This window comes from Lelliottia sp. F153 (assembly GCF_002870005.1).
Lineage (GTDB): Bacteria > Pseudomonadota > Gammaproteobacteria > Enterobacterales > Enterobacteriaceae > Enterobacter > Enterobacter nimipressuralis.
The window spans coordinates 450,852-476,295 of record NZ_PKFT01000001.1 but is presented as its reverse complement, the minus strand read 5'-3'; the positions used below and the strand labels follow the sequence as shown (position 1 = coordinate 476,295).

Below are 25,444 nucleotides of genomic sequence, written 5' to 3'. Positions count from 1 at the left end.
CGCTACCGGGTGTTTTTTATGCCTGCTCCACCCTCGCCAGACTAAACCATATCCCGCACGCCAGTATCATCAGCATGGCACCGGCGCTGCCAAGGGCGACGCTGTGCGAGGTGATAAACGCGGCTTTAGCGGCTTCAATCGTCGCGTCTGCCAGCGTCGGCGTGAGTTCTTGCGCAACTTTGACCGCTTCACCAATCGACGAAGAGGCTTTGTCGGCAAGCGTGGCGCTCAGTCCTTGCGGCAGCTCGATAGAGGCCGAGAAGCTGCGGGTAAGCATCAGGCCAAAAATCGCGATCCCAAGACCCGCGCCTAACTCGTAAGACATTGTTTCGATAGCCCCTGCCGCGGCCGCTTTTTCCTTCGGCGCGGCGGCCATGATCGCGGAAGTCGATGCCAGCAGCGCACTCGCGGCGCTAAAACCGAGTAGCACCATCAGGCTCCATGCCTGCCACTGCTGAGTGCTGAAATCGAGCATCGACAGCCCGATAAAGCTCACCGCGCTTAGCCCCATGCCGCCTGCCGCGACCAGCCTCAACCCGAGTTTTCCGACCAGCACGCCCGCAATCGGCCCGCTGAAACCGCTGGCGACCATCAGCGGCAGCATAAACATGCCCGCCTCAAACGGCGTAAAACCGTGCACAAACTGCAGCTCCTGCGCCATCAGCAGTTCAAAGCCCACCAGCGCGATCATTGCGGTCATCGCCATCACCACACCGCTCAAAATAATGCGATGGCAGAACAGGCGCATGTCGATCATCGGTTTGCTGGCTCGCAGCTGAATACGCACGAAGATGAACAGCATCACCGCACCGGTGAGCAACGTTGTCGCCACGATAGCCGGTGAAAGTGTGCCTTTCAGCGCTGTTTTCGCGCTGTAAACCAGCAGCAGAATTGCCACGATCAGCATTAGCGCGTGCGAAATGTTCAGCGTCTGCTCCGGGCGTCCCTGCTGTTTCGGCACAAAACGCGCCGCCAGTGCCACCACGATCACCACGATCGGCACGTTGATCAAAAATACCGATCCCCAGTAGAAGTGCTCCAGCAGCAGGCCGCCCACCAGCGGGCCAAACGCCGCTCCGCCGGAACCGACCGCAGCCCAGACACCTAACGCGATATTGCGATGACGCGCTTCGACAAACAGCGTGCGGATCCCCGCAAGCGTCGCCGGGATAATCATCGCCGCACCAATCGCCAGCGTCGCACGGGCGGCAATCAGCCAGGCCGCGGACGGGGCAAACGCAGCCGCCAGTGACGACAGTCCGAACAGGATACTGCCGAGCATCAGCAGCTTTTTAAAGCCGATACGATCCCCGAGCGCGCCCATCGGCAGCACCATGCCCGCCATCACCAGCGAGTAAATATCAATAATCCACAGCAATTCGTTACCGCTGGCCCCGAGCGTCATACTCAGCGTTGGCGCGGCCACATGCAGTACCGTTGCGTCAATCGCGACCGGAATATACACCAGCACGATAATCACTAACGCTAACCACCTTTGAAACATAAATTTCCCTTTCACACTAATCTGGACACGTGTCCAGGATGCGATCCTACGGAAAGTTGAACGCGTGTCCAGCTTTTTGTTACACTCGTTTCGTCGCCATTGAGAGTGAGAGAACATGAGCTATTTGAGCAAGGATGAACGGCGGGAAGATATCCTGCAGGCCGCGATGCGCGTCGCCTTAAACGAAGGGTTCAGCGCCATGACGGTGCGGCGCATTGCGGGCGAAGCGGGTATTGCCTCCGGCCAGGTCCATCACCATTTCGCCAGCGCCGGAGAGCTGAAAGCATTGGCCTTCGTGCGTCTGATCCGCGAACTGCTCGATGCCGAGGTGGTGGGCGACTGTCGCCATCGTCTGCGCGCCATGCTCGGCAGCGATGAGGGTCTGTTCGAGCCTTATATTCGTCTGTGGCGGGAAGCGCAGATCCTCGCGAGCCGCGATCCGGACATTAAAAGCGCCTATGTGATGACCATGGAAATGTGGCATCAGGATACCGTCGCCATTATCCGTCAGGGTGCCGAAGAAAAGGTATTTACACTCTCAGACCGCCCCGAAAATATCGCCTGGCGGTTGATAGGTTTAGTCTGCGGACTGGACGGTATCTACGTGTTAAATATGCCCGAAATGGATGACGACGCATTTAATAAACATCTTGATAAATTAATTTCTCTGGAATTGTTTTAATACTCCCAATTGAGTATTTAAAACCGCGATTTTTTACAATTAGTAACACATAAAGCGAATCATCTCTCCTCTCGTAAACTCAGGGATTCGCTTTCTTATCTATCCTTTCAGAAGCATCTGAAAAATTCCAAAAACCTTAATCGTATAACGTCAACCATCTGACTGTTTTCACTTCTCTTTTCTGTTTTTTACGGGTAAGTACGAGGGCGATATGTCACAACAAAGTGAGAAGAATAATCATTATCTTTTAAATAACTGGAAACCGGAAAACGCGGCATTTTGGGAGAATAAAGGAAAACACATCGCGCGACGAAATCTTTATATATCCGTCGCTTGTCTGCTACTGGCCTTCTGCGTGTGGATGTTATTCAGCGCGGTTGCGGTCAATCTCAATAAAGTCGGCTTTAATTTCACCACCGATCAGCTTTTCATGTTAACCGCTTTACCTTCTCTTTCTGGCGCAATATTACGCGTGCCCTATTCCTTTATGGTGCCGATATTTGGCGGACGTTACTGGACAATATTAAGCACCGTTATTCTGATTATTCCCTGCGTGTGGCTGGGGATCGCCGTGCAGAATAGCGCCACGCCCTACTGGGTGTTTATCATCATCGCCCTGCTGTGCGGATTTGCCGGTGCGAACTTTGCCTCCAGCATGGGAAACATCAGCTTTTTCTTCCCGAAAGCAAAGCAAGGCAGCGCGCTGGGCATTAACGGCGGGCTGGGTAATCTCGGCGTCAGCGTGATGCAGATGGTGGCTCCGGCGGTGATCTTCCTGCCGATGTTTGCGTTTCTCGGCGTCCATGGCGTACCGCAGGATGACGGTTCTGTGCTGTCGCTGGCTAACGCCGCGTGGATCTGGGTGCCGCTACTGATTATTGCCACTCTCGCCGCCTTTTTCGGCATGAACGATATTGCCAGCTCGAAAGCCTCGATTGCCAGCCAGTTGCCGGTGCTGAAACAGCCGCACCTGTGGTTGCTAAGCCTGCTCTATCTGGCGACGTTTGGCTCTTTTATCGGTTTTTCCGCAGGCTTTGCGATGCTCGCCAAAACCCAGTTTCCAGATGTGAACATTCTCCACCTCGCCTTCTTTGGCCCGTTGATCGGAGCGCTGGCGCGATCGGCGGGTGGCGTGGTGTCGGACAAACTCGGCGGTGTGCGCGTAACGCTGGTGAACTTTATCCTGATGGCCGCCTTCAGCGCCCTGCTGTTCCTGACCCTCCCCGGCTCCGGTTCCGGCAATTTCACCGCCTTTTATCTGGTGTTTATGGGCCTGTTCCTGACCGCCGGTTTAGGCAGCGGCTCCACCTTCCAGATGATCGCGGTGATCTTCCGCCAGATCACAATTTATAACGTCAAACTGCGCGGCGGCACGGAAGAGCAAGCCCAGCAGGAAGCGGTGTCTGATACCGCGGCGGCGCTCGGGTTTATCTCCGCCATCGGCGCGGTCGGCGGCTTTTTCATTCCTAAAGCCTTCGGTACCTCGCTGGCGATGACCGGTTCCCCCGTCGGCGCGATGAAGGTCTTTTTGGTGTTCTATATCGTCTGCGTGTTTGTCACCTGGCAGGTGTATGGCCGTCGGCAGAAACACGTCAAATCATAACTCTTCCGTTCAACACTTTTGTGAGCAGTGTAACCACGGGGTGGGCGTCGCCCCGTCAGGAGAAACGTCATGAGTAAATTGTTGGATCGCTTTCGTTATTTCAAACAAAAAGGCGACACCTTCGCCGACGGCCATGGGCAGGTGATGCACACCAACCGCGACTGGGAGGACAGCTATCGCCAGCGCTGGCAGTTCGACAAAATCGTGCGATCCACCCACGGCGTTAACTGTACCGGCTCCTGCAGCTGGAAAATCTATGTCAAAAACGGCCTGGTGACCTGGGAAACGCAGCAGACCGACTACCCCCGCACCCGCCCTGACCTGCCCAATCATGAACCCCGCGGCTGCCCGCGCGGCGCGAGTTACTCCTGGTATCTCTACAGCGCCAACCGCCTGAAATACCCGCTGGTGCGGCGGAAATTGATCGAACTGTGGCGCGAAGCGCTGGGCCAGCACAGCGACCCGGTACTGGCGTGGAATGCCATCATGAGCGATCCGCAAAAAACCAGCAGCTACAAAAAAGCGCGCGGCCACGGCGGATTTATCCGCTCTAACTGGAAAGAACTCAACCAGCTGATCGCCGCCGCGAACGTCTGGACAATCAAACATTACGGCCCGGATCGCGTCGCCGGATTCTCGCCGATCCCGGCAATGTCGATGGTCTCTTACGCCGCCGGTACGCGCTATCTCTCACTCCTCGGCGGCACCTGCCTGAGTTTTTACGACTGGTATTGCGATTTGCCGCCCGCCTCGCCAATGACCTGGGGCGAGCAGACCGATGTGCCGGAGTCGGCCGACTGGTACAACTCCAGCTACATCATCGCCTGGGGCTCGAACGTGCCGCAGACGCGTACACCGGACGCTCACTTCTTCACCGAAGTGCGTTACAAAGGCACCAAAACCATCGCCATAACCCCTGACTTCTCGGAAGTCGCCAAGCTGAGCGATCAGTGGCTGGCACCGAAGCAAGGCACCGACAGCGCTCTGGCAATGGCGATGGGCCATGTGATCCTCAAAGAGTTCCACCTCGATAACCCGAGCGAATATTTCCTCAACTACTGCCGCCGCTACACCGACATGCCGATGCTGGTGATGCTGGATGCGCGGGACGACGGCAGCCTGGTCCCTGGCCGGATGCTGCGCGCCTCGGATCTGGCCGACGGGCTGGGTGAGGAAAATAACCCGGAATGGAAAACCGTCGCCTTTGATATCGCCGGTGGCCTGGTAGCGCCTAACGGCTCAATTGGTTTCCGCTGGGGTGAAAAAGGCAAATGGAACCTGGAGCCGCTGGCTGCCGGTCAGGAGACTGAGCTGACGCTCTCGCTGCTCATCACCCACGATCAGGTCGCGAATGTGGCGTTCCCCTATTTCGGCGGCAATGAAAACCCGCACTTTCGCAGCGTGAAGCAGGACCCGGTGCTGATCCGCAAAGTGCCGTCGAAAACCCTCACCCTCGCCGATGGCCGTCAGCAACAGGTCGCCAGCGTTTACGATCTGATCCTGGCGAACTACGGACTGGATCGCGGGCTGGAAGATGACAACGCGGTAAAAGATTACGCCGAAATCAAAGCCTACTCCCCGGCCTGGGGCGAGCAAATCACCGGCGTACCGCGTCGCCATATCGAACAGATCGCCCGTGAATTCGCCGATACCGCTCATAAAACCCATGGACGGTCGATGATCATTCTCGGCGCGGGCGTGAACCACTGGTATCACATGGACATGAACTACCGTGGGATGATCAATATGCTGGTCTTCTGCGGCTGTGTCGGCAAAAGCGGCGGCGGCTGGTCGCACTATGTCGGCCAGGAGAAGCTGCGTCCGCAAACCGGCTGGCTGCCGCTGGCGTTTGCCCTCGACTGGAACCGCCCACCGCGTCAGATGAACAGCACCTCCTTCTTCTACAACCACGCCAGCCAGTGGCGCTATGAAAAACTCACCGCTCAGGAATTGCTCTCGCCGCTGGCGGATAGCGCCAAATTCACCGGCCACCTGATCGACTTTAACGTTCGCGCCGAACGAATGGGCTGGCTGCCCTCTGCGCCGCAGCTTTCGCTTAATCCGCTGCACATCAAAGCGCGCGCCGATGCTGCCGGGATGTCGGCGCAGGATTACACCGTTCAGGCGCTGAAATCGGGCGATCTGCGCTTTGCCTGCGAACAGCCGGACAACGGTAAAAATCATCCACGCAATTTGTTTGTCTGGCGCTCGAACCTGCTCGGCTCCTCCGGGAAAGGCCATGAGTACATGCTCAAGTATCTGCTCGGCACCGAAAGCGGGATTCAGGGCGACGATCTTGGCTCCACGGACGACGTTAAACCGGAGGAGGTGGAGTGGCAAACGGCGGCCATCGAAGGCAAGCTCGACCTGCTGGTGACGCTCGATTTCCGGATGTCCAGCACCTGTCTTTTCTCGGATATCGTCCTGCCGACCGCCACCTGGTATGAAAAAGACGACATGAATACGTCGGATATGCACCCGTTTATTCATCCCCTTTCTGCCGCCGTCGATCCGGCGTGGGAGTCCCGCAGCGACTGGGAAATCTACAAAGGGATCGCCAAAGTCTTTTCCGACGTCTGCGTCGGCCATCTGGGCACTGAAACCGACGTGGTGTTGCAGCCTCTGCAGCACGACTCCCCGGCGGAGCTGTCCCAGCCCTTTGATATTCAGGACTGGCGCAAAGGCGAATGCGATCTGATTCCCGGCAAAACCGCGCCGAATATTGCCGTCGTTGAGCGCAACTATCCGGAAACCTACGAGCGCTTTACGTCGCTGGGGCCATTAATGGACAAACTCGGCAACGGCGGAAAAGGCATTTCGTGGAACACCCAGGATGAAGTCGATTTCCTCGGCAAGCTGAACTACGTCAAGCTCGACGGATCGGCCAAAGGGCGACCGCTGATTGATACGGCCATTGACGCCTCGGAGGTGATCCTCGCGCTGGCCCCGGAAACCAACGGCCATGTGGCGGTAAAAGCCTGGAAAGCTCTCGGCGAATTTACCGGGCGCACTCACACTCATCTGGCGATCAACAAAGAAGACGAGAAAATTCGTTTTCGCGATATCCAGGCCCAGCCGCGCAAAATCATCTCCAGCCCCACCTGGTCTGGCATTGAGAGCGAACACGTCTCCTACAATGCCGGGTACACCAACGTTCACGAGCTGATCCCGTGGCGCACCCTCTCTGGTCGCCAGCAGCTGTATCAGGATCATCAGTGGATGCGCGCCTTTGGTGAAAGCCTGGTGGCCTACCGTCCGCCGATTGATACACGCAGCGTGACGCACATGCGAGAAATTCCGCCGAACGGCTTCCCGGAAAAAGCGCTGAACTTCCTGACGCCGCACCAGAAATGGGGCATCCACTCCACCTACAGCGAAAACCTGCTGATGCAAACCCTGTCTCGCGGCGGGCCGATCGTCTGGATCAGCGAAACGGACGCCAGAGAGTTAGGCATTGAAGACAACGACTGGATCGAAGCCTTTAACGCCAACGGCGCCCTCACCGCCCGCGCGGTGGTGAGCCAGCGCGTGCCGCCAGGGATGACCATGATGTATCACGCCCAGGAGCGCATTCTGAACATACCGGGATCGGAAGTGACCGGACGTCGCGGCGGCATTCACAACTCCGTCACCCGCGTCTGCCCAAAACCCACGCACATGATTGGCGGCTACGCGCAGCTGGCCTACGGCTTTAACTACTACGGCACCGTCGGCTCGAACCGCGACGAATTCATCATGATCCGCAAGATGAAAAACATTAACTGGCTGGATGGCGAAGGTCGGGATCAGGTACAGGAGGCGAAAAAATGAAAATACGCTCACAGGTCGGCATGGTACTGAATCTCGACAAGTGCATTGGCTGTCATACCTGTTCGGTGACGTGCAAAAACGTCTGGACCGGGCGCGAAGGGATGGAGTACGCGTGGTTTAACAACGTCGAAACCAAACCGGGCATTGGCTATCCGAAAAACTGGGAAGATCAGGAGGAGTGGCAAGGCGGCTGGGTGCGTGGCATCACCGGAAAGCTCACGCCGCGCCTCGGCGGGCGCGTGGGCGTGCTGTCGAAAATCTTCGCCAACCCGTCGCTGCCGGGCATTGACGACTATTACGAGCCCTTCACCTTTGACTATCAGGATCTGCACCGCGCGCCGGAGGGCGATCATCTCCCTACCGCTCGCCCGCGCTCACTGATCAGCGGCAAACGGATGGACAAAATCGTCGGCGGCCCGAACTGGGAGGAGCTGCTCGGCGGCGAATTCGAGAAACGCGCCCGCGACCGTAACTTCGACAAGATGCAAAAGGAGATGTACGGCCAGTTCGAGAACACCTTCATGATGTACCTCCCGCGCCTGTGCGAACACTGCCTCAACCCGAGCTGTGTCGCCACCTGTCCGAGCGGCGCCATCTACAAGCGTGAAGAGGACGGCATCGTCCTGATCGACCAGGACAAATGCCGCGGCTGGCGCATGTGCATCAGCGGCTGTCCGTACAAAAAAATCTACTTCAACTGGAAGAGCGGCAAGTCTGAAAAATGCATCTTCTGCTACCCGCGTATCGAATCCGGCCAACCGACAGTGTGCTCGGAAACCTGCGTCGGGCGCATTCGTTACCTTGGCGTGCTGTTGTATGACGCGGACCGCATCGAAGAAGCGGCAAGCACCGAGCACGAAACGGATCTTTACGAGCGTCAGTGCGACGTGTTCCTGAACCCGAACGACCCGGCAGTGATTGAGGAAGCGCTGAAACAGGGCATTCCGCAAAACGTGATCGACGCGGCGCAGCGCTCGCCGGTCTACAAAATGGCGATGGACTGGAAGCTGGCCCTGCCGCTGCACCCGGAATACCGTACCCTGCCGATGGTCTGGTATGTGCCGCCCCTGTCACCGATTCAGTCCTACGCCGATGCGGGTGGTCTTCCACAGACCGACAGCATTCTGCCTGCCGTCGAAAGCCTGCGTATTCCGGTGCAGTATCTGGCGAATATGCTGAGCGCGGGCGATACCGGCCCGGTGCTGCGCGCCCTGAAACGCATGATGGCGATGCGCCACTACAAACGCTCGCAAACCGTTGAAGGGGTGACCGATACGCGCGCCATCGACGAAGTGGGCCTGAGCGTGGAACAGGTAGAAGAGATGTACCGCTACCTGGCGATTGCCAACTACGAAGACCGCTTCGTGATCCCGACCAGCCACCGTGAAATGGCGCGTGACGCCTTCCCGGAGAAAAATGGCTGCGGCTTTACCTTCGGTGACGGCTGTCACGGCTCCGACACCAAATTCAACCTGTTCAACAGCCAGCGCATCGACGCCATTAATATCTCTGAGGTGCGTGAACACGGGGAGGGAGAGTAATGCGAATTCTTAAAATTATCGCCCTGCTCATTGAATACCCCGACGAGGTGCTATGGGAGAGCCGCGATGAAGCCCTTTCTCTGATCGCACAAGATACCCCGCCGCTGCTGCCGTTTGCGCAGCAGCATCTTGGCGCGGCGCTGCTGGATAAACAGGCCCAGTGGTGTGAAGTGTTTGAGCGCGGACGGGCCACCTCGCTGCTGCTGTTCGAGCATGTTCACGCCGAATCCCGCGATCGCGGTCAGGCGATGGTCGATCTGATGAGCCAGTACGAGAAAGCCGGTTTACAGCTCGACTGCTGCGAACTGCCGGATTATCTGCCGCTCTATCTGGAGTATCTGAGTCTTATTCCTGACGATGAGGCGCGCGAGGGGCTGCAAAACGTTGCGCCGATTCTGGCCCTGATCGGCGGGCGGCTAAAACAGCGCGATGTCCCGCAGTATCAGCTGTTCGACGCCCTGCTTCAGCTCGCCGCCAGCAAGCTAACAAGTGACAGCGTCACTAATCAGGTCGCAACAGAACAGCGCGATGACACCCGCCAGGCGCTGGATGCGGTGTGGGAAGAGGAACAGGTGAAGTTTATCGAGGACAACACCACGGCGTGTGACAGCTCGCCGATGCAGCAATATCAACGACGCTTTAGCCAGGACGTCGCGCCTCAGTACGTGGACGTCAGCGCCGGAGGCCCGAAATGATGCACTTTCTGAACGTCTTCTTTTACGATATCTACCCGTATCTGTGCGGGACCGTGTTCCTGCTGGGAAGCTGGCTGCGCTACGACTACGGGCAGTACACCTGGCGCGCGTCATCCAGCCAGATGCTCGATAAGCGCGGCATGGTGCTGTGGTCGAATCTGTTCCATATCGGCATTCTGGGGATCTTTTTCGGGCACGCCTTCGGGATGCTGACGCCGCACTGGGTCTATTCGTGGTTCCTGCCGATGTCGCAAAAACAGCTGATGGCGATGATCCTCGGCGGCGTCTGCGGCGTGCTGACGCTGATCGGCGGCGCGGGACTGCTGGTGCGACGCCTCACTAATCCGCGTATCCGCGCGACCTCGTCCACGGCGGATATCCTGATCCTCTGCGTGCTGCTGGTGCAGTGTATTCTCGGTCTGGCGACGATTCCGTTCTCCGCACAACACCCCGACGGCAGCGAAATGCTGAAACTGGTCGACTGGGCGCAGGCGGTCGTCACCTTCCACGGCGGTGCTTCCGCGCATCTCGACGGCGTGGCCTACATCTTCCGCGTCCATCTGGTGCTTGGGATGACCATCTTCCTGCTGTTCCCGTTCACCCGGCTGGTCCACGTCTGGAGCGCGCCGGTGGAGTACCTTACGCGGCGCTATCAGGTGGTGAGATCGCGCCGCTGAGTAAACTAAACCCTCCCCGTCACTCCTGACGGGGACATTACCATTTGACGCGCACCCCGATATTCCCGCCTGCCCCGTAGTTATCGGATGGATTATGCGGACTCGCCTGAACGCCCAGGTTGCCGTACACCTCATAGCGCCCGTCATTCCACGCCAGCGTGCCGCCAACGCCCGTCGCAATTTGCGTTCGCGCATCGCGCGATGCGAAGTTGACCTCGGCGACATCCACAGAGCGGCCATCGCCCAGCTCCTGATACACATCGAGCGTAACTTGCAGCAGCGAGCGTGTCCGGGTTTTGTCCTGCGCCTGCCATTCGTCACGACGATCGCCGCTGACACCCAGACGCGCAAGCAGACTGTTCCCCTCGCTGAGTGACACCTTGCTGTCGAACCTGTCTTCAAAACTGTCGAAATCCACGCGCGACCAGATCAGCTGTGCCTGCGGCGTAACCGCAAAACCGGTGTCGGAATCGAGACGCCAGCCCGTTTCGACGGAGCCTGCATAGCCGTTCCCTTTATTGGACGATGTCAGCGGTTTGCCGACCGTATCGGAATCCAGATCGCTGTCGAAAAACATCATTTGCAGCTGCCCGTCGACATAAAAACCGTTATTGCCGTACCAGGTCAGCGTCAGCCCAGGGCCGTAACCGGTGGTGTTGATACTGCCTTTGCCAGAGTAAGCGCGAATATCCGCATCCGCCTTGCCATAGCTAAAGTTCACGCCGCCCGTCAGCAATCCGTGCGAGTTTTCATGCACTGGCACATCCAGCCCGGTCTGTAGTTTCCAGAGCGTGGTTGTACGCTGAGCATCAGTCGTGGATGAGACCGGCTCACTGTGCGTACGCGTACCTTCAATACGCGCCCAGGAACCAGGCGCACTTTCTGTTTGCGGCGCAACGCCGTCCACCCAGTAGCGATCCCCCACGCGCTGTTGCAGGGTAGGAACGCGATTCAGTTCCGCGAGGATCTGCGGATACTGTTCATAGAGGGCCGCCCCAGGATGGTAACGCTGCGGCACATTTTCATCCGGCGTTTCAGGGATGACAGGGAACACCGGTAATCCCGGCGTGACCGGGTTGGGCACAGGGGTTTCGGGATCGGGCACTTCAGGCACCGGCGCGACAGGTGACTGTGGATCGGCGAGATCCGAGGTCAAATACCACCAGCGGCCCTGCCCATACTCCAGCGTGCGAAACGTGTAGGCATACGCGCCATGCACCACCGCCTGTTCACCGCCGGTCGTGGTGAAATCACCGTGAAGCGTAAATGCCTCGCCGTCCGATTGCTGCGCGGCAAAAATCAGGGGAATACCGTTTTCCGTGAATCCCCCTTCGCCACCGAGATTCACGATCTCAACCGTGGTATTGCCCGACGCGCTGCCGGTAATCAGCAGCCGATCTGCGGGGGAATCATCGCCGCCTAGGACACTTTCCATCAGCACTCTGCCACCGTCGCCATGATAATCCCCGTCAATGGTCAGGGTGCCGATGGAGTTGCCCGGCGAAATCGTTCCTGCATTGGTGGTATTCCCGACCCGCCCGATGCCCTCAAGCGTGCCGCCCGACAGCAGGGACACGGTCGCACCGGACATATCGCCGTTGACGCTTATCACGCCATTTTCCTGAGCCTGTAGCAGCCCGGTAAAATCACCGTGATCGTGGTTAAACAGCGTTCTGCCGTTAACAGCGTCGATCGAGATATTCCCGACCAACCCGGTGCCCGCGCCTTCAGCATTATCCAGCCCATCATTCAGGGTGCTGTCGAATACGTAGTCCGTGGCGTTATGATTAAGAATAATGTTGCCGGAACCCTCTCCGGCAGTAATCCGATCCCCGACAACGGTGCCCGGCGCGCGCGAGGCCTCTCCTCCGATAATCAGCACCCCGCTTGACCCCGCGTTTTGCCCAAGCGTGACCGTGCGGGAATTGACGACGCCCCCATCAGCGACGATCAAGCTACCCGCCCCGTCGCGGCCAATCCCCAGGCTATTGGCGGTATTCCAGGTGGAACCCGGCCCGGTGACTTCGACCGTACCCGATGACAAGGCATTAAAACCGATAAAGCCGGTGGAGAGATTCGTCACCAAACCGCCATCACGAATGAGCAAAGTTCCGTTACCCGTATGTCCGACGTAGAGGAAACTGGTGTTATCCCAGTGAGAACCGTCGCCAGTCACCACCACGTGACCTTCCGAATCCGCAGTTGACGCCACAAAGCCGCTATAGCTTTGTACGATGCCCGTTTCACCCCCGCTCACGCCTATATTTAACGTTCCGTTAATATGAAAATTAAGCGCCGTCGCCGGTGAACCTGTATCACCAGGAACAGTAATAACTTGCCCTTCAGTAATATTATCAATCGCCTGAACAGAAACCGATATCGGAATAATAATAAGCAGGAGAAGCAGGTTTATCGAAAAAGATAAAAGAGTCGGCATGCGCGAAGCAGCATTAACCCACCGCGGACGGGGAAAATAAATAAACATAATCTGACCTTTAGTGTGCTGGTGTAAAACGCCAGCAGGAGAAGTAATTATAGCTAACCAGGGAAATATTTTATAAATGCGTGACGGATATCATTCATCAGTAATTTAGCAATGGGTGTGAGCGTTTGTTGTTGGCGATAGATCAAACTGTATTTCCCTTCGGGCAGGATCTCCTCGACATTTATCCGACATAACTTATCTTTCAGCCACGGAAGCGCCAGCATGGCCTGCGGGCCCACGGAAAGATAGCCCTCGCCCAAAATAAGCTGTTCGGCAATGGTGGTGGAATCGCCATACAGAACAGAAGCTTCAGGGCCTTTGCCATCAGGAAAAACCACGCTCTCAATGGCGCTAAAAAAACCGGCGCTGGCAATGGGGAGATACCATTTCGCATTGCGCAGTTCTGCAAGCGACTGCGCCTGTGACAAGGGATGATCCTTGTGGGCAAAAACACAAAATTTCGCCCTACCCAGCAGCTCTTCGCTGAACTCCTGCAGGGCAATATCGGGGGTGACGATACCGAGAAAAAAGTCCATCCGCCCCAGACGCAGCGATGCCAACAGCTCCGACAGCTGCCCTTCGATCACCGTTAATGTCGCCTGCGGGTAACGGGCCTGAAATCGCTCAATGATACCCGGCATGATCCCGAAGGCTGGCAGATGTGAGCAGCCAAACATCACCACGCCCTGGGCCGCACTCTCCTGCTGGCGAAGCTCATCAACGGCGCGCTCCAGCTCGTTGAGCACGAGGTTCATTCGCGGTTCAAAAATGCGGCCAGCCTCGGTAAGCAAAGCGCCGCGCGCGGTTCTGTCCAGCAGCACCACACCCAGTGTTTTTTCCAGCTCCTGTATGCTGCGGGTCATCGCAGATTGTGTCTGATGATTCGCCTCCGCTGCCGAACGTATGCTCCCGTGCTGAATAACCGCACGAAGATTTTTAAGCTGATTAATTTTCGGCAGATGACGCATCTGAATCCTCAGCACAGCAACGGATAAGCGTTAAATTATAGCAGCGGATGTATGGTGCTATAGGCTGATACGTCGCCTTTAAATTCACGCCCTTGCATTGAGTGGGGATATTATTTTAATTCTGCGGCAGTGTAAATTGCACAGGTGATGCTTTATTTGCATCGCAATGACATAAAAGACATACCTTTATTTTATTTTTAATCCAACTCTCTAAAGTCATTTAAAAATAAATATGGATGCTTGATCATACGTAAATATTATTCGGATAATCGAATAGCGTTCGCCGTCAATGAAAATAAAAGGGGCTTTCGCCCCTTTTCAGTCTATTTTCCCGCATCGGGATGGGTATCAAACCCGGCCATCACCGCCGTCAGTTCGGTCAGTGAAAAACCGTGTTTCGGATCATCCACGCCCAGCCCAAATCGCTCCTGCATCAGCGTATACAGCGCTTTGGCGTCCGGCAGGTTAATCTGCTCCGCCACACGGGTACCCTGCCAGTGGGTAAAGTGGTAATTGGTCAAAGTCAGTTTACCGCCGTCCGGCAGGTGTCGGCACATCAGCAGGTGGTGGCGGAAGTGCGACTGCGGCCAGTGAGCAGACCAGAAATTGCCCATCACGTAATCGGTGAAATACTGCGTCGCAAGGTCAAAATGGTACATCGATTGCCAGTGCTCATGATGGCGGAACTGCAACACCCAGTCGTTGTTCTCGTTCATCAGGCGATAGACGCCGTGTGGCGTGGCCTGCTCTTCTGCGGCGATCAGGCGAATCGGCGCCGTCAGCGTCTGTCCACCGAATCCGACGTCCGCAATCCAGCGCTCGCCGTTGAGTTCAACCAGCAGCAGACGGTGGGTGCGCGGCGGCATCTGCGGCGGATTCGCCAGCACCACGCGGCCCAGCACGCTGCGCACCTCAAAACCGACCTCGCGCAGCACGCGCTCGAACAGCCCGTTCTGCTCAAAGCAGTACCCGCCGCGCCGCGCCGAAACCAGTTTGTCTGCGACGCTCTGATCGTCGAGCTGGATTTCACGCGGCATGACCACGTCAATATTTTCAAACGGGATCGCGCAGTTGTGACTCAAATGCAGCGCCCGCAGGGTGTCGATATCCACGGAAACCGGCTGTTGCCAGCCGATACGGGCAAAATAGGCGCTCAGAAATGGGGACATAGTGAAGTTCCTTGTAGAGATATTCCCTGTTTATAAACTATTTTTGCCTGCCCACTGGTGCAAAAGTGCTTTTTATCGGGCCGCGCCGCGCTGCATGATGCGAAGCGCCGTGAGCATCAGCACCAGCCCGGTCACTAGCGTCAGTGTCGCCATCGCCATCCCTTGCCCCACGGAGCCCTGTTCAAACTGACGCCAGATAAACACCGAGACGGTTTGCGTACCGGCTGGTGCAAGCAGTAGCGACGTTACCAGCTCCCGCGAGGCAATGGCGAAGACCATCAGCATCGCCGCCAGCAGCGCCGGGGAGACCAGCGGCAGCACGATAAAGCGCAGCGCCTGAAACGCCGACGCGCCATGCACGCGCGCGGCGGATTCAAGATTGCCGCCCAGCTGGCGCAGCGCACTCCCGACATAGCGCACGGGCCACGGCAGAAGTAAACAGCAGTAGGAGAGCAACAGGATCGCCCAGCTGTTGTAGGGCGAAATCACCCAGAACGGCTGGTTCCACAATAGGATCAACCCGACGCCGACCACCACACCGGGCAGCGCCGCAGGCATCAGAGAGAGCGCATCGATCATGCCGCGCCCGGTGATCTTCTGCACCACCACCAGCCACGACGCCAACAAGCCAAGCAGCCCGGTGATGCAGGCCGCGCCGAATGCCAGGGAGAGGCTGGTTCCCAGCGCTGCCAGGGCGTCACCCTGCTGGCTAAACAGCGCGGCATAGTGTGACAACGTCACGTTAGAGAGCGTCACGCCGCCCGATAACGTGCCCAACATCCCCGATAACACCATCGATGCGCCGGGCAACACCACCGCAATAATTCCTACCAGCGCCATGAATGCCACCATCGGCAGCGTCCAGCGCCCCGCCTCCGCGCCCATGTTTTCCGTCGGTTTACCGGTGATACTGGTGACATCATGCTGACCGGTAAGCTTTTTCTGCAATCCCCAGGCGCACAGGGCGATGGCGACTAATACCACCGACAGCATCGACGCCCCCGAAAGATCGATTGGCCAGTCGGCCAGTTTTTTCTCGATATCGGTGGTCAGCATCACTACGCCCGCGCGCGTTCCCAGCGCCGCCGGAACGCCAAACTCCTCTATCGCCAGGGCAAAAGCCAGCAGCATTCCGGCTGCCAGGGACGGGGAAAGCATCGGCAAGGTGATGTGCCAGAACGCCCTGCCCGCGCTGGCGCCATGAACGCGGGCGACCCGCGCCAGACGCTGCCCGCTGGCGAGCAGACTGCGCGAAACGGCAAAGTAAACCACCGGGAAAATATTCAGCGCCATCACCAGCACAATCCCGGTTTTACTGAACAGCAGATCGTTCAGGGAAATCCCGGTGAGTTGCTGCAAATAGCCGTTGGTCTGAAGCACCAGCATCCACGAGAGCGCCGCGATATAGGGCGGCGTTAAAAACGGGATCAGAAACAGCAGATCCCACAGGCGCGGCAGCGGCAGATTAAACAGCCCGCGCGCCACGCCGAGGGGAAAGCCGATAAGCGCGCTCACCAGCGCCACGCCGAGCGCAATCTGCAGCGTGCCACCGAGCATGCCGGGGAGTTGCGGCTCAGCTAACAGCGCCTTTACTCCGCCAAACGCGCCGGAAAACGCTCCGGCACTGAACTGCGGAAATACCGCCTGAAGGAGAATAAACGCGAGCGGAAACGCCACCAGAATCACCAGCAGCGCCAGCGTCATCACGGATAAAAATCGTTGATTCACGAGACAATCCTGAAGACGGGGTTGCCCCCGTCGAATGAATTACAGGGAGAAAAGCGTGTTGAAGCGCTTGAGAATATCGCTGCGCTCGCTGCTACCCTCGCTTTTTGTCGGCAGTATTTTCAGCTCGTTGAGCAGCGGACGTTTAGCCTGAACATCGTCGCGCGCGGGCATCAGCCAGGCATCGGCCACCATCGTCTGGCCTTCCGGCGACAGCACGTAATCGACGAACGCTTTGGCGTCATCGGCATGGGCGGTGGATTTAAGGATCATCATCGGACGCGGCGCGATCACCGTGCCGCTGGACGGGAAAATGACTTTAAGCGATTCGCCCTGATTGATATTGCCGTAAGAGACATAGTCAACCGCGCCAAATACCGCCGCTTTCGCCCCCTGCATCACCGGCGTCACCGCCTGTGCGTTCGGGCCGCTGACCACCATGCCGTTCTTTTTCAGCTTATCAAACAGCGTCCAGGCGTTGTCGCCCATGCCATTTTGCAGCCCGATCAGCAGGTCGAGCGACGCGCCTGACAGCGCCGGGTCGGGCGTGGTGACTTTATCCTTGAACGCATCGGTGGTCAGATCCTGCCACTCTTTTGGCTCCGGGGTACCGCTTTTGGTGTTCCAGACGATCCCAAGCGCCGACACGCCCTGGGCGACATAATCCGTGGATTTCAGAGTAGCCGGCACGTGCTGCGCGTTCGCGCTCTGGTACGGTAACAGCCAGCCGCGCTGGTGCAGATCTTCTGCCGTATCCCATGAGGCGGAGATCAAAATATCCGCCTGCGGATTGGCCTGTTCGGCCTCCAGACGCGCCATGACTTTGCCGGTGGTCGCCTGGAAAATATCCACTTTCACCCCGGTTTTCTTTTCAAATCCGGTTGCCAGATTCTTGGCCAGCGATCCTGGCCCTGCGGTGTAGACGGTCAGCGCGTGGGCGCTGGACATCATGACGGAAGATAGCGCCATGGCGAGAAAAACTCCTTTAGTAACGGCAAATGACCTTTTCATGCGAACTCCCCTGAGGATGAAATCAAACGATCGGCAGCGACGCTGCCTGCAGATAAATGCACGATGCGATCGGCCAGAAGTTCAGCCTCCCGGCGGTCGTGGGTAACATAGATGGCCGTCGTCCCGAGCTGGCGCAGAAGCGTTGCCATCTCATGACACAGTGATTCGCGCAGTTCGCTGTCGAGATTGGAGAGCGGTTCGTCGAACAGCAGCACGCGCGGCTCGGCGACGATCGCCCGGGCGAGTGCTACCCGCTGCTGCTGGCCGCCGGATAACCCCGCCGGTTTGCGGTCGGCAAAATCGCTTAAGCCAACCCGTGACAGCGCCTGCGCCACGCGCGTGCCGATGTCACGGCGCGGGATGTGGCGCATTTTCAGGGGGAAGGCCACGTTTTGGGCCACCGTCATGTGTGGCCAGAGGGCGTAATCCTGGAAGACCATGCCGATGTCACGGGCCTCCGGCGGCAGCGACCAGCCTGCTTTCGCCACCCGTCGGTCACCAAAGAAGATTTCGCCCTGTGCGGGCTGTGCAAGCCCGGCGAGCAGTCGCAGCAGTGTGCTTTTCCCACAGCCAGACGGGCCGAGCAGCGCGACGACGCTACCCGCATCAATATGCAGATCGACTTGATTTAACACGGTGTTCGCACCAAACGCGTACGACACGCCGTTGAGCGTGATAGTGCTGTACATCTTGTTATCCTCTTTGGGATTTCGTGTTCGCCACTGTAGGGAGCCTGTATGACGAACGCATGACACGCATGTTGCAGCTTGATTTCACCTGCGTTTCAGCCGTTTAATGCCGTATTGCCCCTGTATGAGGAGTTCCTGTGAACCATTTCCGTCCCGTTGAATTAAAACATGCGAGCCGCCTTCTCAATCACGGCCCGACGGTGCTTATCACCAGCCGCGATGAGCAAATCGACAGACGCAACGTGATGGCTGCGGCCTGGTCGATGCCCGTCGAATTCGAGCCACCGCGCATTGCGATTGTGGTGGATAAAAGCGCGTGGTCGCGCGAACTGATTGAGCGCAGCGGCATGTTTGGTATCGTCATTCCGGGCATCGCCGCCGCGAACTGGACCTACGCCGTGGGCAGCGTCAGCGGTCGCGATGAGGATAAATTTAACGCCTACGGTATTCCGGCAGTCAGCGGCCCGGTGCTGGGCCTGCCGGTGATAGAGGAGCGGTGTCTGGCATGGATGGAGTGTCGCTTACTCCCCGCGACCTCAGCGGCGGAAAAGTACGATACGCTGTTTGGCGAAGTGGTGGCTGCGGCAGCGGATTCACGCGCGTTTGTCGCCGGACGCTGGCAGTTTGATGAGGAGAAGCTGAATACGCTGCATCACCTGGGGGCGGGAACTTTTGTGACGAGCGGGAAGATCGTAAAAGCGCCGGAATAAATTCCGGCGCTGATTTTGTCGGCCCGGCTCACCGGGCATTTTTCCTGCTTAACGGGCTGCGCTAGCCTTTCGCGCGACTGGCAATAATGTCATCGGCCACGTTGCGCGGCGCTTCGGCGTAATGGTGAAACTCCATACTGTAGGTTGCACGCCCTTGCGACATCGATCGCAGGGTGGTCGCGTAACCAAACATCTCGGCCAGCGGGACGTCAGCGCGAATAATCTGGCTGCCGAACCGCTCTTCCATGCCCTGCACCATCCCGCGACGGGAAGAGAGATCGCCCATGATATTCCCGGCGTACTCTTCTGGCGTCTCCACCTCCACGTGCATCACCGGCTCCAGAATCGCCGGGTCCGCTTTGCGCGCGCCCTCTTTAAAGCCGAAGATCGCCGCCATGCGGAAGGCCATTTCCGAGGAGTCGACGTCATGATACGAACCAAAAGTCAGGGTCGCTTTCACGTCTACCACCGGATAACCCGCCAGCACGCCGCTGTTCATGGCTTCACGCAAGCCTTTTTCCACGGACGGAATGTACTCGCGCGGTACCACGCCGCCTTTGGTGGCGTCTTCAAATTTAAAGCCGCTGCCTGGCTCAAGCGGTTCAAGGCTTAGCACGACGTGGCCGTACTGCCCTTTACCGCCGGACTGACGGACAAATTTGCCCTCGATCTCTTTCACCGCTTTACGCAAGGTTTCGCGGTAGGTGACCTGTGGACGGCCAATGTTCGCTTCAACGCCAAACTCGCGTTTCATGCGGTCGACGATAATTTCCAGGTGTAACTCGCCCATCCCGGAGATAATCGTCTGGCCGGATTCTTCGTCCGTGTGCAGGCGGAACGACGGATCTTCTGCCGCCAGGCGCTGCAGCGCGATCCCCATTTTCTCCTGATCGGCCTTGGTTTTCGGCTCAATCGCCAGAGAAATCACCGGGTCCGGGAACTCCATACGCTCCAGGGTGATCAGGTGATCCGGATCGCTCAGGGTGTCGCCTGTCGTGACATCTTTCAGCCCCACGCAGGCGGCGATATCGCCCGCGCGCAGTTCATCGACCTCATGACGATCGTTGGCATGCATCTGCACAATACGCCCGATACGCTCTTTCTTCCCTTTCACCGGGTTATATACCGCATCGCCTTTTCTCAGCACGCCGGAATAGACGCGGATAAAGGTCAGCTGGCCGACGTACGGGTCGGTCATCAGCTTGAACGCCAGCGCCGAGAAGGGTTCGTCATCGCTTGGGTGACGCTCCGCCGGTTGCCCTTTATCATCCACGCCATCAATAGCCGGCACGTCGAGGGGCGATGGCATCAGTTCGATCACCGCGTCGAGCATGCGCTGTACCCCTTTGTTTTTAAAGGCACTGCCGCACAGCATCGGCTGGATTTCACCTTTGACCGTGCGTATGCGCAGCCCGTCGATGATTTCCGCTTCATCCAGATCGCCCGTTTCCAGGTATTTATCCATCAGCGCATCGCTGGTTTCCGCGGCGGCCGAGACCATTTTTTCCCGCCAGATTTTGGCGGTGCTCAGCAAATCGTCCGGGACCGGCGCATAGCTGAAGGTCATGCCCTGGGTGGCGTCGTCCCACAAAATGGCGCGCATTTTGATGAGATCGACAACCCCGCTGAAGTGCTCTTCAGCGCCAACAGGGATGACAATCGGTACCGGATTGGCCTTCAGGCGATCAATCATCATCTGCACTACGCGGAAGAAATCGGCTCCCGGACGGTCCATTTTGTTGACGAACGCCAGGCGCGGGACGTGGTATTTGTTCGCCTGGCGCCAGACGGTTTCCGACTGCGGCTGGACGCCACCGACGGAGTCATAAACCATCACCGCACCGTCGAGCACGCGCATGGATCGTTCCACTTCAATGGTGAAATCCACGTGCCCTGGGGTGTCGATAATGTTGATCCGGTGCGGTTCAAAATTACGATCCATACCGGGCCAGAAGCAGCTCACCGCCGCGGACGTAATGGTGATCCCGCGCTCTTGCTCCTGCGCCATCCAGTCAGTTGTTGCCGCGCCATCGTGGACTTCACCCAATTTGTGGCTCATTCCGGTGTAAAACAGAATGCGCTCGGTGGTGGTCGTTTTACCGGCATCGATATGCGCGGAGATACCGATGTTGCGATAACGCTCAAGAGGGATGGGTCGGGGCATGATAAATCCTTAGTCAGTTTGACTTGAGTAGAACGACCGGAATGGTCGTCTGTGTGTTCGTCTGCTATAATAGTCCTATTGTACGAGTATATACGAACTATTTTTTTAAGGATGGGCCTATCATTAAGATAGCTCACCTTCCCGCTAACCCAGGAAGTCTATGATCGCCAACCACCCCGAACCTGAACAAATCACGCTGGAAAATGTGCTGTTAGCCCTCGGTAACCCGCTGCGACTGGAGATCCTCCGCCTGCTCGCCGATGGCAGTGAACTGAGCTGCAACGCCCTGCGCCCGGAAGACATTGCCAAATCAACCATGACCCACCACTGGCGCGTGCTGCGCGATAGCGGCGTGATCTGGCAGCGCCCGCAGGGGCGCGAGAATATGATTTCGCTTCGAAGAGAAGATCTGGATGCCCGCTTTCCGGGGCTGCTGGATACGTTGTTGCGGGTGATGGGCTAACGTTTTATGCCGGGTAAGCGCAGACGCCACCCGGCCGAAATCTTACATCGAATATCCAGGCTTTTTGATGAGTTCATCCAGCTTCGGTCCGATTTCCGTATCCCAGACCTGCGCTTTCCAGTCTTCCTGCTGCACCTGATTCAGGGCAACAGAGACTGAACTGTCTTTACTGTTAAAATGACGAATAATCACCTCCGCGATATCCGCCGCCAGGGCGGTTTTTTGTTCATCGTTCAGATCGCGGGGAAAACATTTGATATCAACGTGTGGCATTGCAGGCTCCTGTTGTTGTGAGCGTTTCAACTTATCAGATAATTTCGTTCGCCTTTAACACCTTGTGCAGTTCTGGCCGCTGACAGACAGCATCGGCGATGGCGGTGATACGCGGCGTATTGGCGGTAAACCACGCGTGGCGCGGGCCCCAGGTGCGCATCACCGCAACATAGACGTCAATCAGCGTGAGTTGCTCGCCGAGCGCATAGGGCGCGGCTTTAAGATGATTATCCAGCCACAGGTAGAGCGACTTACGCCAGGCGATACAATTTTCACGCAGCTGTTCCGGTGCGTCCGGCGCCCAGCGTTCAGGGTAATCGGCGTAGGTAAACGTAGGATAGACATTGGCCACCAGCCAGATCAGCAGTCGTTGAAACTGCGCCCGGTCGGGATGGCCCACGGGTGGGGCGAGTTCCGGACAACGGTCCAGAATCATCAGGCCGATGGCGGCCGTTTCACTCATCACTGCGCCATTTTCCAGCTCCAGCGTCGGCACCTGGCACAGAGGATTGAGTTTCTCCAGCAGAGCGCGCTGCGGGCCTGGCGAATCAAACCCTTCGACGTTGATAAAACGATAGGGAATATCGGCCAGGGTTAGCATCACTTCGCTGATTGCCGATCCCCAGCCGGGTACGCCATACACGTTAATCATACTGCCCCCACTCAGAACAAATTCTAAGTGTAGAACATCAGTAGGTGATGCCCGGCGGATTGACTTCGGAGCGCGCGACGCCTTCGCCCTGCTCACCCCAGCGCGCCAGCACCTGCTGATACTCCCCACGCTGAATCGCCCCATCGAGCGCAGCCTGCAGGGCATACACCAGTTCGTTGCCCTTTTTGGTGGTGGTCGCAACATAGGCTTTTTTCGGCCCAAGCCCCACTACCCGGGTTTTGCCCGTCAGCGCCGCTTTATAGGCGGAAACCGACTGCGGGCCGAAAAACACATCCGCGCGCCCGGACTGAATATACAAATTGCCGGAAGCGTCATCCGTCAGATAGACCGGCAGCGCAGCCTCGCGCCCGGCCTTTTTGTTCTCCTCGTTCCAGCCGAGAAGAATGCGCTCCTGATTAGTGCCGGAGCCGACAATCACCTTTTTACCCGCCAGATCTTCAGCATTTTTGATCGCCTGCACGTCGCTGGTGGATTTCACCGAAAACGCCAGTGAATCGACGCGATAGGTGGCAAAATCAAACTTCTCTTTACGCTGCTCGGTCACTGCAATGTTCACCAGCGCCACGTCGTAACGCCCGGAGCTGATCCCGAGCGGCCAGTCTTCCCAGGCGGTCGGTACCAGTTTCAGTTTTAACCCCAGGCTCCCCGCCAGCAGCCGGGCGATATCCGGATCGCTGCCAATGCGGGTACGGTTATCGCTGGCGAGGAGCGCCAGCGGCGGCGAATTAAGGGCAGAAATGGCGACCGTCAGCGTACCCGGCTCAACAAATTTGTAGCCCTGCGGGATCTTCGCGATCGCTGCCTGATCCACCGTCACCGGCAGCGGCTGTTCATTAGCCTTTAAATCAATGCTGGCCTGGCTCACTGAAACGACGCCCAGCAGCGCCAGCAATCCGTATTTCATACCCTCTCCTTACAGCACTTTCGACAGGAACTGACGCGTTCGGGCGTGGGACGGACGGTTTAATACCTCGTCGCTACTGCCCTGCTCGACTATTTTGCCATCGACCATGAACACCACCTGATCGGCCACTTCGCGGGCAAAACCGATCTCATGCGTCACCACCACCAGCGTAGTGCCGGATCGGGCCAGTTTTTTGATCACGTCCAGCACTTCGCCCACCAGTTCCGGGTCAAGAGCTGACGTCGGCTCATCAAACAGCATCACCCGCGGGCGCAGGGCCAGCGCACGGGCAATGGCGATGCGCTGCTGCTGGCCGCCGGAAAGATGACGCGACCAGGCGTCGGCTTTTTCACGAAGCCCGACCACATCCAGCAGGCCGTACGCTCGCTCTACCGCCGCTTTACGGCTCAGCTGCTTATGCGCGATCGGCGCTTCAATCAGGTTTTCCAGCACCGTGAGATGCGGGAAGAGGTTAAAGTTCTGGAACACGTAGCCGACGTTGACGCGCTGCTTGAGGATCTCTTTCTCTTTCAGCTCATAGAGTTTGTCGCCCTGACGGCGATAGCCGATGTAATCCCCGTCGATCTGGATAAAGCCTTCATCGACGCGCTCCAGGTGGTTAATGGTGCGCAGCAGCGTCGATTTACCGGAGCCGGACGGGCCGAGGATCACCGTCACCGAACCGGGTGGAATTTCCAGCGACACGTTATCCAGCGCCTTATGGCGACCAAAGAATTTACTGACGCCGGTAATCGAAATATGTCCTTCAGGAGAGGCTGGCATGGATAGGCTCCTGTGATGGGGTAACGGAACGAGTGCGCTGACTGGCGCGAGACTGATTCACCGCCGAGCGGCGCTCGCTGCGGGCAAGACCGCGCTCCACCACATGCTGAATGACCGACAGCACGGTGGTGATCACCAGATACCAGGCCGCGCCAACCATCAGCAGCGGGATCACCTCCTGCGTGCGGTTGTAGATCATCTGAATGGTGTAGAACAGCTCCGGCATGGCCAGGACGTACACCATGGCGGTGCCTTTGGCGAGGCTGATAATCTCATTAAACCCGGATGGCAAAATGGTGCGCAGCGCCTGCGGCAATATAATGCGCACCGTGCGACGCCAGGCCGGTAGACCCAGCGCGGCAGCCGCTTCGTACTGACCATGATCGACGCCTAAAAAGCCGCCGCGAATGATTTCGGCGGTGTAAGCGCTCTGCACCAGCGTCAGACCTACCACGGCGGTAGAAAACTGCCCCAGCACGTTGATGGTCTCAAATTTGCCCCAGGTTATCTGAGTAAAAGGCACGCCGAGGGAGAGCGTGTCGTACAGATACGAGAAGTTGTAGAGGATGATCAGCACCACAATCAGCGGCAGCGAGCGGAACAGCCAGATATAGCCAAACGCCAGCGTGCTTAACAGCCACGACGAAGAGAGTCGCGCCAGCGCTAACATGCCGCCCAGCACCACGCTCAACGCTGTGCCGATTAAGGTCAGCAGCAGCGTTTGCCCCACCCCTTCCAGAATCACCGGATCGAAGAACCAGCGTGCAAACACGCCCCACTCCCAGCGCGGATTAAAGGCCACCGACTGAACGACGACCGCCAGCACAAACAGCGCGGCAATCGCTCCGACGGTGCGCCAGGGATAGCGCGCCGGGACCACTTTGATGGTTTCAACGTTGTTGTTCATCGTCGTTC

The 25,444-nt window shown here is 57.7% G+C and carries 21 protein-coding genes; 8 read left to right on the top strand and 13 right to left on the bottom strand.

Annotated elements, in window-relative coordinates; translation table 11 throughout:
- Nucleotides 1–16: 16 nt before the first annotated feature.
- Nucleotides 17–1,504 (bottom strand): MFS transporter, encoded by a 1,488-nt coding sequence (locus F153LOC_RS02240; protein ID WP_102103767.1) that lies wholly within the window; start codon nucleotides 1,502–1,504, stop codon nucleotides 17–19.
- A gap of 115 nt (nucleotides 1,505–1,619) precedes the next feature.
- Here F153LOC_RS02240 and F153LOC_RS02235 point away from each other — a divergent pair, with 115 nt between their 5' ends.
- The 6 genes from F153LOC_RS02235 (at nucleotide 1,620) to narI (ending at nucleotide 10,512) form a co-directional block, all read left to right on the top strand.
- A complete protein-coding gene (locus tag F153LOC_RS02235) occupies nucleotides 1,620–2,186 on the top strand; it encodes a TetR family transcriptional regulator (protein WP_102103768.1) in 567 nt (188 codons plus the stop codon).
- Between the two features lie 211 nt (nucleotides 2,187–2,397).
- Nucleotides 2,398–3,789 carry a NarK family nitrate/nitrite MFS transporter gene (locus tag F153LOC_RS02230; RefSeq protein ID WP_102103769.1) on the top strand — a complete coding sequence of 464 codons (1,392 nt, stop codon included), beginning with the start codon at nucleotides 2,398–2,400 and terminating at the stop codon, nucleotides 3,787–3,789.
- Between the two features lie 69 nt (nucleotides 3,790–3,858).
- Entirely contained in the window at nucleotides 3,859–7,599 is a 3,741-nt protein-coding gene (locus F153LOC_RS02225; RefSeq protein WP_102103770.1) for a nitrate reductase subunit alpha, read from the top strand.
- A complete protein-coding gene (gene narH / locus F153LOC_RS02220; protein ID WP_100780080.1) occupies nucleotides 7,596–9,140 on the top strand; it encodes a nitrate reductase subunit beta in 1,545 nt (514 codons plus the stop codon). The genes F153LOC_RS02225 and narH overlap by 4 nt, the downstream gene beginning before the upstream one ends.
- Nucleotides 9,140–9,835, top strand: a complete 696-nt coding sequence (narW, locus tag F153LOC_RS02215; RefSeq protein ID WP_102103771.1) for a nitrate reductase molybdenum cofactor assembly chaperone — start codon at nucleotides 9,140–9,142, stop codon at nucleotides 9,833–9,835. Before narH ends, narW begins: the two co-directional genes overlap by 1 nt.
- Nucleotides 9,832–10,512, top strand: a complete 681-nt coding sequence (narI, locus tag F153LOC_RS02210) for a respiratory nitrate reductase subunit gamma (RefSeq protein WP_102103772.1) — start codon at nucleotides 9,832–9,834, stop codon at nucleotides 10,510–10,512. Before narW ends, narI begins: the two co-directional genes overlap by 4 nt.
- Before the next feature lie 37 nt (nucleotides 10,513–10,549).
- On the opposite strand, the gene F153LOC_RS02205 is transcribed toward narI, so the two are convergent.
- From F153LOC_RS02205 to F153LOC_RS02180, 6 genes are all read right to left on the bottom strand, one after another.
- Nucleotides 10,550–12,769 carry an autotransporter outer membrane beta-barrel domain-containing protein gene (locus F153LOC_RS02205; RefSeq protein WP_158238449.1) on the bottom strand — a complete coding sequence of 740 codons (2,220 nt, stop codon included), beginning with the start codon at nucleotides 12,767–12,769 and terminating at the stop codon, nucleotides 10,550–10,552.
- 281 nt (nucleotides 12,770–13,050) lie between these two features.
- On the bottom strand, nucleotides 13,051–13,965 hold the full coding sequence (locus tag F153LOC_RS02200) for a LysR substrate-binding domain-containing protein (RefSeq protein WP_102103774.1): 915 nt from the start codon (nucleotides 13,963–13,965) through the stop codon (nucleotides 13,051–13,053).
- 323 nt (nucleotides 13,966–14,288) lie between these two features.
- A complete protein-coding gene (gene nhoA / locus F153LOC_RS02195) occupies nucleotides 14,289–15,134 on the bottom strand; it encodes an N-hydroxyarylamine O-acetyltransferase (protein WP_100780069.1) in 846 nt (281 codons plus the stop codon).
- Between the two features lie 72 nt (nucleotides 15,135–15,206).
- Nucleotides 15,207–16,862, bottom strand: a complete 1,656-nt coding sequence (locus F153LOC_RS02190; protein WP_102103775.1) for an iron ABC transporter permease — start codon at nucleotides 16,860–16,862, stop codon at nucleotides 15,207–15,209.
- A gap of 39 nt (nucleotides 16,863–16,901) precedes the next feature.
- Nucleotides 16,902–17,870, bottom strand: coding sequence for an ABC transporter substrate-binding protein (locus F153LOC_RS02185; protein ID WP_100780067.1), 969 nt, complete (start codon nucleotides 17,868–17,870; stop codon nucleotides 16,902–16,904).
- On the bottom strand, nucleotides 17,867–18,559 hold the full coding sequence (locus F153LOC_RS02180; protein ID WP_102103776.1) for an ABC transporter ATP-binding protein: 693 nt from the start codon (nucleotides 18,557–18,559) through the stop codon (nucleotides 17,867–17,869). The genes F153LOC_RS02185 and F153LOC_RS02180 overlap by 4 nt, the downstream gene beginning before the upstream one ends.
- A gap of 137 nt (nucleotides 18,560–18,696) precedes the next feature.
- On the opposite strand from F153LOC_RS02180, the gene F153LOC_RS02175 reads away from it, so the two are divergent.
- Entirely contained in the window at nucleotides 18,697–19,269 is a 573-nt protein-coding gene (locus F153LOC_RS02175; RefSeq protein ID WP_102103777.1) for a flavin reductase family protein, read from the top strand.
- Nucleotides 19,270–19,330: 61 nt separating this feature from the next.
- On the opposite strand, the gene fusA is transcribed toward F153LOC_RS02175, so the two are convergent.
- Entirely contained in the window at nucleotides 19,331–21,433 is a 2,103-nt protein-coding gene (fusA, locus tag F153LOC_RS02170; protein WP_102103778.1) for an elongation factor G, read from the bottom strand.
- A gap of 160 nt (nucleotides 21,434–21,593) precedes the next feature.
- Between fusA and F153LOC_RS02165 the strand changes: the two genes are divergently transcribed.
- Nucleotides 21,594–21,896 (top strand): helix-turn-helix transcriptional regulator, encoded by a 303-nt coding sequence (locus F153LOC_RS02165; RefSeq protein WP_100780063.1) that lies wholly within the window; start codon nucleotides 21,594–21,596, stop codon nucleotides 21,894–21,896.
- Between the two features lie 42 nt (nucleotides 21,897–21,938).
- Here the strand turns inward: F153LOC_RS02165 and pptA are convergent, their stop codons facing one another.
- Genes pptA through F153LOC_RS02140 form a run of 5 tightly spaced genes read right to left on the bottom strand, consistent with a single transcriptional unit; the run spans nucleotide 21,939 to nucleotide 25,436 of the window.
- On the bottom strand, nucleotides 21,939–22,169 hold the full coding sequence (pptA, locus tag F153LOC_RS02160; protein WP_012017474.1) for a tautomerase PptA: 231 nt from the start codon (nucleotides 22,167–22,169) through the stop codon (nucleotides 21,939–21,941).
- A 34-nt stretch (nucleotides 22,170–22,203) separates the two neighbouring features.
- Nucleotides 22,204–22,821, bottom strand: coding sequence for a glutathione S-transferase family protein (locus tag F153LOC_RS02155; RefSeq protein WP_102103779.1), 618 nt, complete (start codon nucleotides 22,819–22,821; stop codon nucleotides 22,204–22,206).
- A gap of 37 nt (nucleotides 22,822–22,858) precedes the next feature.
- Nucleotides 22,859–23,746, bottom strand: coding sequence for a transporter substrate-binding domain-containing protein (locus F153LOC_RS02150; RefSeq protein ID WP_102103780.1), 888 nt, complete (start codon nucleotides 23,744–23,746; stop codon nucleotides 22,859–22,861).
- A 9-nt stretch (nucleotides 23,747–23,755) separates the two neighbouring features.
- Nucleotides 23,756–24,529: an amino acid ABC transporter ATP-binding protein gene (locus F153LOC_RS02145; protein WP_100780060.1), complete on the bottom strand. Its 774-nt coding sequence runs from the start codon at nucleotides 24,527–24,529 to the stop codon at nucleotides 23,756–23,758.
- Nucleotides 24,513–25,436, bottom strand: coding sequence for an amino acid ABC transporter permease (locus tag F153LOC_RS02140; protein ID WP_100780059.1), 924 nt, complete (start codon nucleotides 25,434–25,436; stop codon nucleotides 24,513–24,515). Before F153LOC_RS02140 ends, F153LOC_RS02145 begins: the two co-directional genes overlap by 17 nt.
- Between the last annotated feature and the right edge of the window lie 8 nt (nucleotides 25,437–25,444).